The sequence below is a fragment of the Affinirhizobium straminoryzae genome, from assembly GCF_007004135.1.
Lineage (GTDB): Bacteria > Pseudomonadota > Alphaproteobacteria > Rhizobiales > Rhizobiaceae > Neorhizobium > Neorhizobium straminoryzae.
The window spans coordinates 1-8793 of sequence record NZ_VJMG01000116.1; the positions used below are offsets into that span (position 1 = coordinate 1).

The window sequence follows — 8793 nt, forward strand, 5'->3', positions numbered from 1 at the left end:
CCGGCAGGCCAGAGGGGGTATTCAGTCCTCAGTTCTTTCCCGCAAACCGGTCGGTTGCCCGGATCAGCTGGTCGAGAATGCCGGGTTCGGTCAAAGCGTGGCCGGCGGCTTCCACGATCGTCAACTCGCCATCGGTCCAGCGCTTCGACAGTTCCCAGGCATATTTCAGCGGGCAGGGCATGTCGTAGCGACCATGCACGATGACGCCCGGAATGCCTTGAAGCTTATGCGCATCGCGCAGCAATTGCCCTTCCTCCAGCCAGCCGGCATGCATGAAATAATGGTTCTCGATGCGGGCGAAGGCGATGGCGTAATGGTCCTCACCGAAGCTGTCGATCTGCTGAGGGTTCGGCACCAGCGAGATGGTGGCGCCTTCCCACTGGCTCCAGGCCTTGGCAAAGCGCAGTTTTTCCGCTTCGTCCGTGCCGGTCAGGCGGCGGTGATAGGCGGCCATCATCTCGTGGCGTTCGCCCTCCGGCACCGGCGCGACAAACTGCTCCCAGCGGTCCGGATACATTTCCGAGACGCCGAACTGATAGTACCAGTCCAGTTCCGCCTTCGTCAGCGTGTAGACGCCGCGCACCAGAAGTTCGGTCACCCGGTCGGGATGCGTTTCGGAATAGGCGAGCGCCAGCGTGGAGCCCCAGGAGCCGCCGAACACCATCCAGCGCTCGACGCCGATCATCTGCCGCAGCCGCTCGATATCGGCCACCAGATGCCAGGTGGTGTTGGCTTCCAGCGAGGCATGCGGGGTGGAACGGCCGCAGCCGCGCTGGTCGAACAGCAGCACGTCGTAAAGCGAGGGATCGAAGACGCGGCGCTGGTTGGCGTTGCAGCCGCCACCCGGCCCGCCATGCAGGAAGACGACAGGCTTGGCGCCCTTCGTGCCGACGCGTTCCCAGTAGATGCTGTGCCCGTCGCCGACATCCAGCATGCCCGTCTCGTAGGGCTCGATCTCGGGATAGTAGCTGCGCAGTTCGCTCATCTCAGTCTTCCTCGGGTGGCCAGTCGGCCGTGTCGTGATCGGGGTGCTGGCAGGTTCTTTGCGCGACCGCCGCCAGCCAGTCCGCGGAAATCGTCTCGACCTCTTCCGGCAGGGCCGCCAGCGCAGGGAAGAAGGAGAGGCGGGAGTTCTGGCCGGATTGCAAGGCCGGTTTGACCCGTTCCGGTTCGTCCAGCGCGCCAAGCGTCACATTCAGCCCATCGCCGCCCAGCGGTTCGAAGAACAGCGGCGTGCCGCAGGCGGCGCAGAAGCCGCGCCGCACCATGCCGGAGGAGCGGAACCAGGCGGGTTCACCCCGCGTCAGCGTAAAATCCGCGCGCGCCACCCAGCCGAGCGGCAAAAAATAATTGCCGGCGGCCTTCTGGCACATGCGGCAGTGGCAGAGATGCGGATTGGCCGGCACGCCCCGGATGCGATAGCGCACCGCGCCACACTGGCAGCCACCGGAAAGAGGCGCGCTCATGCGTCCTCCGGGGGCCATTGGTCCGTGTCGTGGTCCGGATGCTGGTAGCTTTCGACGGAGGCGAAGAAGGCCTCCATGGCCGGACTGGTGAACGCCGGCTTCTCGAACAGGGTGTCGATCCAGGGCAGCCGCTGGTGGTGGTTCACCTGGATCTGCGGCTCCAGTTGCTCGGGATGGTCGAAGGCGCCGATTGCCAGTTCTACCCCGTTCGGATGATGATAGGTGAGCGGCGTGCCGCAGCGATTGCAAAAGCCGCGATGCACCTTCTGCGAGGAACGGTAGAGGCTCGGCTGGCCGCGCGTCCAGGTCAGATGCGCCTGATCGGCCGTCACGAAGACGCCGAAGAAATGGCCGAACTGCTTCTGGCACATGCGGCAATGGCAGATCGAGGGACGCCCGAGCTTTTCCGCCCGGAACCGCACCGCCCCGCACTGGCAACCGCCCGTAAACACCCCGTCCATGCCGCGTCTCCTATCTCAGTGTTACGTAGGCCACGATGCCGATGGTGATGGCCGCTACCAGAACGCCCTTGGCCATCAGCCCGTAGAGCAGCCATCCTGGCATCTTCGTGTTGGGATTGGTCATGCCGGTCGCTCCGGCGGCCATTCGGCCGTGTCGTGGTCGGGATGCTGGCGGGAGACGATATCCGGCAGGAAGGGCGCGTCGTCGAGATCGTCCAGCGTCGCGCGCGCCGGCAGGGCAGGGATGCCGTCGACGAAGGGCAGCCGGCATTCGATGCCGAACTGGATCGTCGGCGGCAGTCTTGCCGGCTCGTCGAAACTGCCGGCCGAGAGCGACAGCCCGTCTGGCGCCTCATAGGTCAGCGGCGTGCCGCAGGTTTCGCAAAAACCGCGCTGCACGAAGTTCGAGGAGGCAAACCGCTTCGGTTCGCCGCGCGTCCAGGTGACGCCGGCCGTGCCGACATTGACCAGCGGCGCATAATAGGCGCCGAAGGCCTTCTGGCACATGCGGCAATGGCAGACCGACACATCCTTCGGCTGCCCTTCCATGCGAAAGCGGATCGCGCCGCACTGGCATCCGCCGGAATGGATCTCGCTCATGGCATGTTCCCCCTGTTTCGACCTCTGTTCATCACCTGGTTCTTGCGGATCGCGCCGTCCCCCTCATCCGCCCTTCGGGCACCTTCTCCCCGAGGGGAGAAGGGAGAAACGGTTGCCGTCTCGCCCAGTCCGGACCTCGATCATGTGCCGTTTTCGCGGTGTCAAATGAGCGAACGGCCGCACCGAAAGTGTTCCAATTCCCGACGGTTCGGCTCTTCCCTCCCTTCTCCCCTTGGGGAGAAGGTGCCCGAAGGGCGGATGAGGGGGCTTCTCGCTCCACTCACGCCACCAACCTCAATTTTACCGCCTCACCTCCCAGCTCGTCACCCGCTCGCCCGTCTCCTTGTCCTTGCTGTCCTTCAACTGGATGCCCTTGTCGGCCAGTTCGGTGCGGATGCGGTCGGCTTCGGCGAAGTTTTTCGCCTTCAGCAGTTCGAGGCGCATCTCAACGAGTGCATCGATGCCGGCGGCAATCGCCTCGTCAACCTCGGTCGGTTTCGGCAGAACGCCAAGCAGCTTCGCCGAAGCAGCGAAGCGGGCTTTTGCGTCGGCATCCGTGTGAGAGGCCTGCGCCAGCGCATGAATGGCCTGTACGGCGGCAACCGTGTTGAGGTCATCGGCCAGCGGCTCCAGAACGGTTTCGCACGGTTTGGCATCGCCTGCCTCGACCACCGGCCACTTGGCAAGCAAGCGTTCCGCTTCCTCCAGCCGCTTCACCGAAAAATCAATCGGCTCGCGATAATGCGTCATCAGCATGGCAAGGCGCAGCACCTCGCCCGGCCACTTCCGTCCGCCAAATTTTTCCGTTTCCAGCAACTCGTTGATGGTGACGAAATTGCCCTCCGACTTCGACATCTTGCGGCCTTCCACCTGCACGAAGCCGTTGTGCATCCACACCGACGCCATCACGTCGGTGTCATAGGCGCAGCAGGACTGGGCGATCTCGTTTTCATGATGGGGAAAGATCAGGTCGAGGCCGCCGCCATGGATGTCGAACTGGTGCGGGTGGGCCTTGCCCCTCGGCGACAGCCGGTCCTTGATCTCTTCCCACAGATAGCGGTTGGACATGGCCGAGCATTCGATATGCCAGCCGGGACGTCCATAGATCGCAAAATTGCGGCCTTCGAAGAGGAAATCGGCAGGCCAGCCCGGCTCGGTATCGGCGGACTGCTTCCACAGCACGAAATCGCCGGGGTTCATCTTGTGGGCTTCGACGGCCACGCGCGCACCCGCCTGCTGGTCTTCCAGCCGGCGCTTGGAAAGCTGGCCGTAATCGGCCATGGAGGCGGTGGCAAACAGCACCTCGTGGCCTTCCGGGCCCTTTGCCACATAGGCATGGCCCTGCGTCAGCAGGCGCTGGATGATCTCGATCATCTGGGCAATGTTGTCGGTCGCGCGCGGCTGGTGCGTGGGCTCCAGGCAGCCGAGCGCCTTCACATCCGCCTGGAACTGGCTTTCCGTCTTGCCGGTCACGGCCCGGATGGCCTCGTTCAGGCTCATCGAGCCATCGGCAATCTTTTGTCCGAAATCGCGCAGCGCCCGCGCGTTGATCTTGTCATCGACGTCGGTGATGTTGCGGGCATAGGTGACATGCGCCTCGCCATAGACATGGCGCAGCAGGCGGAACAGCACGTCGAACACGATGACGGGGCGGGCATTGCCGATATGGGCGAAGTCATAGACGGTGGGCCCGCAGACATACATGCGCACATTGTTCGGATCGAGCGGCTGGAACGCGGCCTTTTCACGGGTCAGCGTGTTATAGAGCTTGAGCGTGTGGCTCATCGATGTCTTCTCCCGAAACGAACTGGAACCGGCCGGACCGGTTCTGTGTCTTCCTGCGGAGATCGAGAGACGAGAACGGCCAGGCCAGCGATGCGCTAGCGAATAATTTTCCCGCAAATGATGCAGAGGCCGTTGTTCATGGGCGAAAGCTTATGGCGCTGAACCCGTCCACGGTCAAGGGGAGGCAAGGCGCAATCATGCGTGGATCGCGGGCGGCGTGAAATATCCGTTCGGGATTTGCGGGGAGAGCGCCTGTCCCGTTACGGCTGCGCCGGGACCCTTTGCCTCGCCGGCATCAGTCCGAGCACCAGCGCGCAGCCGATGATGATGACGCCGCCGCCGGCGATCTGCATCAGGCTCAGCGGTTCGTCGAGCACCAGCGCGCCGACGAGAACCGCCACCACGGTGACGGCAAATTCCACGCTGATCGCCCGCGTCGCGCCGATGTTTGCCACGAGACCGAAATAGAGCACGTAGGTCAGCGAACTCATCACGGCCGCAAGCGCCACCAGATAGAGATAGTCGATCGGCTGCGGCATGCCGGGCACCGGCACGATCGCCAGCAATGGCAGCGCGATGATGCCGCCGGAGAGGAAGGCGCCGATGGTGACTTCCCACGGGCCCGTGCCGGCGAGGAAGCGGCTCGCATAATTGCTGCCGAAGGCGGCGGAGAAGGTGGAAAACAGCATGGCCGCGCAACCGAGCAGGAAATCCGCGGTGACCGGAACCGCGGGAAAGCCGACCAGCATCACAAGGCCGATGGTGCCAAGCGCAAGCCCCATCACGCGGGTGGGCGTGATGGCTTCAAGCCCCCACAGCCTGGAAATCACCATGGAAAACAGCGGAATGGAGGCAACGAAGATCGCCGCCATTGCCGTGCCGATCCGGGGCGTTGCATAGGAAAGGCCGATCAACTGGCCGGCAACCGTCGTGGCGCCAACCACGGCGAGCGGCATCAGGCTGGACGGGAAGGCGAGCCTGCGGCGGGTGAGACGGGAAAGGAGGAGCAGGATCGCTGCCGCGATGAAGCAGCGGAAGGTGACGGCCCCCACCCAGCCGAAGGCGTGCACAACCTTCAGCAGGAGCAGGAAGGACAACCCCCAGGCGATGGCGAGAAACAGGTAGGCGGCAAGATCGCGGGGGCGCATGGCAAGGCTTCGATGGCAGGAGTGTGCTTATTCCGGCAGGCGGTAATCGACGAACTTATTCTGCCGCACGATGAACAGCCGGCCGGTTTCCGTCATTTCGGGCGCACAGAGCGGCAGCAGCTTTCCGGCCACGTCGGAGGGATGCGGCAGGGTGTCCGGATCCTCGCCGGGCATGGCTTGCGCGCGCATGGCAGTGCGGGTCGCGCCCGGATTGACGTTGATGACGCGCAGCTTCGTCTTTCTGGTCTCTTCGGCCCAGGTGCGCCCCAGCATTTCCACGGCAGCCTTCGAGGCGGCATAGGCGCCCCAGAACGGGCGTGCATCGGTCGCGACGCTGGAGGAAAGAAGAAGGGCGCGCCCCGCCTCGGATTTCAGCAGAAGCGGCTCGACCGAGCGGATCAGCCGCCAGGTGGCGGTCACGTTGGTCAGCATCACCTTGTCGAACACCTTTGCCTCGATATGGCCGACGGGGGAGATGACCCCGAGAATGCCGGCATTCGCCACGAGAATGTCGAGCTTGCCCCAGCGTTCGTAGATCGAGCCGCCGAGACGGTCGATGGCGGCCATGTCGGTGAGATCGAAGGGAACGAGTGTTGCCGTGCCGCCGGCCGCCTGGATCTGGTCGTCCAGTTCTTCCAGGCCGCCCACGGTGCGGGCGCAGGCGATCACATGCGCGCCGGCCTTTGCGAGTGCGAGTGCGGTGAAGTAACCGATGCCGCGCGATGCGCCGGTGACCAGCGCCAGCTTGCCCTTCAGGTCAATGCTCATGAATTCTCCACCCGTGCTTTTGCCCGGCCGTCCGCGTGTCCCGCGCATGGGCCTTTGTCCGTCGGGTCGGTGGCCAGGCGCCGCCTGTCTCCCGATCCCATGTCAGACCTCGTGCTTGTCACAGGGGACTGCCGCACGCAAGGGGTTGCGCCGGCATGACGCAGGGGAGGTGCGATGGTCGCGGACGAAAGAAAGCCCCCCGGATCAGGCGGGATCCGAGGGGTGTGGGATGATTGTCCGATGTCAGCCGTTGCTGGCCATCACCGAAACCTTGCGGCCCATCGCTTCGCCGTGCTTGTCGAGCAGGCGGGTCGGATAATCGCCGGTGAAATAATGGTCGGTGAACTGCGGGCGGGCCGGATTGCGATCCTCGCCGCCAACGGCGCGGTAAAGGCCGTTGATCGACAGGAAGGCCAGCGAATCCGCGCCGATATAGCGGCACATGGCGTCCACCCCGTCATACTGGTTGGCGAGCAGCTTTTCGGCGTCCGGCGTGTCGATGCCGTAGAAATCCGGATAGAAGATCATCGGCGAGGCGACGCGCAGGTGCACTTCCTTGGCGCCGGCATCGCGGATCATCTGCACGATCTTCAGCGAGGTGGTGCCGCGCACGATCGAATCGTCCACCAGGATGACGCGCTTGCCCTCGATCATCGCCCGGTTGGCGGAATGCTTCAGCTTCACGCCGAAGGCGCGGATCTGCTGCGTCGGTTCGATGAAGGTGCGGCCGACATAATGGTTGCGGATGATGCCATATTCGAAGGGAATGCCGCTTTCCTGCGCATAGCCGAGGGCTGCCGGCGTGCCGCCATCGGGAACCGGCACCACCACGTCCCCCTCGACCGGGGCTTCCTGCGCCAGATTCACGCCCATGTTCTTGCGCGCCACATAGACGCTGCGGCCGCCGACCACCGAATCGGGCCGTGCGAAATAGACATATTCGAACAGGCACAGGCGTTCCGGCTGTGCGGTCGGCGACTTGCGGGAATCGATCTCGATCGAACCGTCCGGCTGGATCTCGCAGATGATGATCTCGCCGTTCTCCACGTCGCGCACATATTTCGCGCCGATGATGTCGAGCGCGCAGGTTTCCGAACAGAAGATCGGCTTGCCGTCCAGTTCGCCCATCACCAGCGGGCGGATGCCGGTGGGATCGCGCGCGGCGATCAGCTTGGTGCGGGTCAGTGCCAGCATGGAATAGCCGCCTTCCATCTGGCGGATCGCATCGATGAAGCGGTCGGTGGTGTTGGTGTAGCGCGAGCGGGCGATGAGGTGCAGAACCACTTCCGTATCGGAGGTGGACTGGCAGATCGCGCCGCCTGCGATCAGCTGGCGGCGCAGCGTCAGCCCGTTGGTGAAATTGCCGTTATGGGCAACCGCGATGCCGCCCACTTCCAGCTCGGCAAACAGCGGCTGCACGTTGCGCAGTGCCACCTCGCCGGTGGTGGAATAGCGGGTGTGGCCGATCGCCATCGGCCCCGGCAGCTTCGCGAGCGTTGCCGGATTGGTATAGTGATCGCCGACCAGGCCCATGTGCTTTTCGGTATGGAACTGCTTTCCATCGAAGGAGACGATGCCAGCCGCCTCCTGGCCGCGATGCTGGAGGGCATGCAGGCCGAGCGCCGTCAGCGTGGCTGCATCGGGATGACCGAGAATGCCGAACACGCCGCATTCTTCATGCAGCGTATCGCCGTCCAGATCGTGGAAAACATCATGCGAAACCGGCTGAATCATGGTCTGCAGGTCCTTGGGCGTTGTCAGAAACATGGGCGTTGTCAGAAACTGAAAGAGGCCGGAGGGGTATCCCGTATCCGGCCTTGTCTCGCGCGCTATAGCACAAGTGGTGACGCTTGGCTTCCCTTAGAAGAGCACCAAACTGTCAATTCTTTGTCACACTCGGCGTCGGTGCCTGTGCGGGCGCTTCGTCGGAAGGGGCATTGTCCGTCTCGCCATTGGCCGGCTGTGCGCTGCTCTTGCCAAGCAGGCGGGCGCGGGCCTGCTGCTCGATGTTTTCCGGCAGCACGGCTTCCAGCCGTCCGACCAGCGTATCCAGGAAGGGCTTCGACTTGGACTGGGTGATCCAGACCGGCTGCGACTGGACGCCGACAAGCCAGTTCCAGAAGGCAACGGCCACCACGAGAAGCAGAACCCCGCGCGCCACGCCGAACACGAAGCCGAGCGCCCGGTCCAGCGCGCCGATGCGGCTGTCGATGATGAAATCGGCAATGCGGGTGGTGATGAAGGTGATGATGATCAGCGCGACGAAGAAGACAACGGCCACCGAGCCTGCAATCGCGATGCGCTCATCCGTGGTGTAGTTCTTCGCATAGGGCAGAAGGAAGGGATAGGCATAATAGGCGGCCGCGATGGAGCCTGCCCAGCTGGCAATCGACAGAACCTCGCGGGAGAAGCCGCGCACCATGGCGAGCACCGCCGAAAACAGGGTGACGCCGATGACAATGCCGTCGAATATCGTGATGGGCATGGACGAACTTACTCCAAGACTGATCTGGCTGCGCCAGAATGACCCCGTGGCGGGTGGCGTGAAGGTCCGGTTAACCCTCA

The 8793-nt window shown here is 63.8% G+C and carries 9 protein-coding genes; all 9 read right to left on the reverse strand.

The genetic code is table 11. The features are described 5' to 3' along the window. Positions 1 to 28 precede the first annotated feature (28 nt). Entirely contained in the window at positions 29 to 985 is a 957-nt protein-coding gene (gene pip, locus FNA46_RS25535) for a prolyl aminopeptidase (RefSeq protein WP_143128052.1), read from the reverse strand. Position 986: 1 nt separating this feature from the next. Continuing rightward, positions 987 to 1466: a GFA family protein gene (locus FNA46_RS25540; protein ID WP_246103389.1), complete on the reverse strand. Its 480-nt coding sequence runs from the start codon at positions 1464 to 1466 to the stop codon at positions 987 to 989. Further along, the gene (locus tag FNA46_RS25545; RefSeq protein WP_143128054.1) at positions 1463 to 1927 is read right to left on the reverse strand and encodes a GFA family protein; all 465 of its coding nucleotides are present in this window, start codon (positions 1925 to 1927) and stop codon (positions 1463 to 1465) included. The genes FNA46_RS25540 and FNA46_RS25545 overlap by 4 nt, the downstream gene beginning before the upstream one ends. 120 nt (positions 1928 to 2047) lie before the next feature. Continuing rightward, positions 2048 to 2527, reverse strand: coding sequence for a GFA family protein (locus FNA46_RS25550; RefSeq protein ID WP_143128055.1), 480 nt, complete (start codon positions 2525 to 2527; stop codon positions 2048 to 2050). Between the two features lie 300 nt (positions 2528 to 2827). Next, complete coding sequence (gene cysS, locus FNA46_RS25555) at positions 2828 to 4312, reverse strand: cysteine--tRNA ligase (protein ID WP_143128056.1); 1485 nt, start codon at positions 4310 to 4312, stop codon at positions 2828 to 2830. Positions 4313 to 4572: 260 nt separating this feature from the next. Then, the gene (locus tag FNA46_RS25560; RefSeq protein WP_143128057.1) at positions 4573 to 5460 is read right to left on the reverse strand and encodes a DMT family transporter; all 888 of its coding nucleotides are present in this window, start codon (positions 5458 to 5460) and stop codon (positions 4573 to 4575) included. A 27-nt stretch (positions 5461 to 5487) separates the two neighbouring features. Next, the gene (locus FNA46_RS25565; RefSeq protein WP_143128058.1) at positions 5488 to 6228 is read right to left on the reverse strand and encodes an SDR family NAD(P)-dependent oxidoreductase; all 741 of its coding nucleotides are present in this window, start codon (positions 6226 to 6228) and stop codon (positions 5488 to 5490) included. Positions 6229 to 6471: 243 nt separating this feature from the next. Next, positions 6472 to 7962: an amidophosphoribosyltransferase gene (purF, locus tag FNA46_RS25570; RefSeq protein ID WP_143128059.1), complete on the reverse strand. Its 1491-nt coding sequence runs from the start codon at positions 7960 to 7962 to the stop codon at positions 6472 to 6474. Between the two features lie 145 nt (positions 7963 to 8107). Then, positions 8108 to 8713 (reverse strand): CvpA family protein, encoded by a 606-nt coding sequence (locus FNA46_RS25575; RefSeq protein ID WP_143128060.1) that lies wholly within the window; start codon positions 8711 to 8713, stop codon positions 8108 to 8110. Positions 8714 to 8793 lie beyond the last annotated feature (80 nt).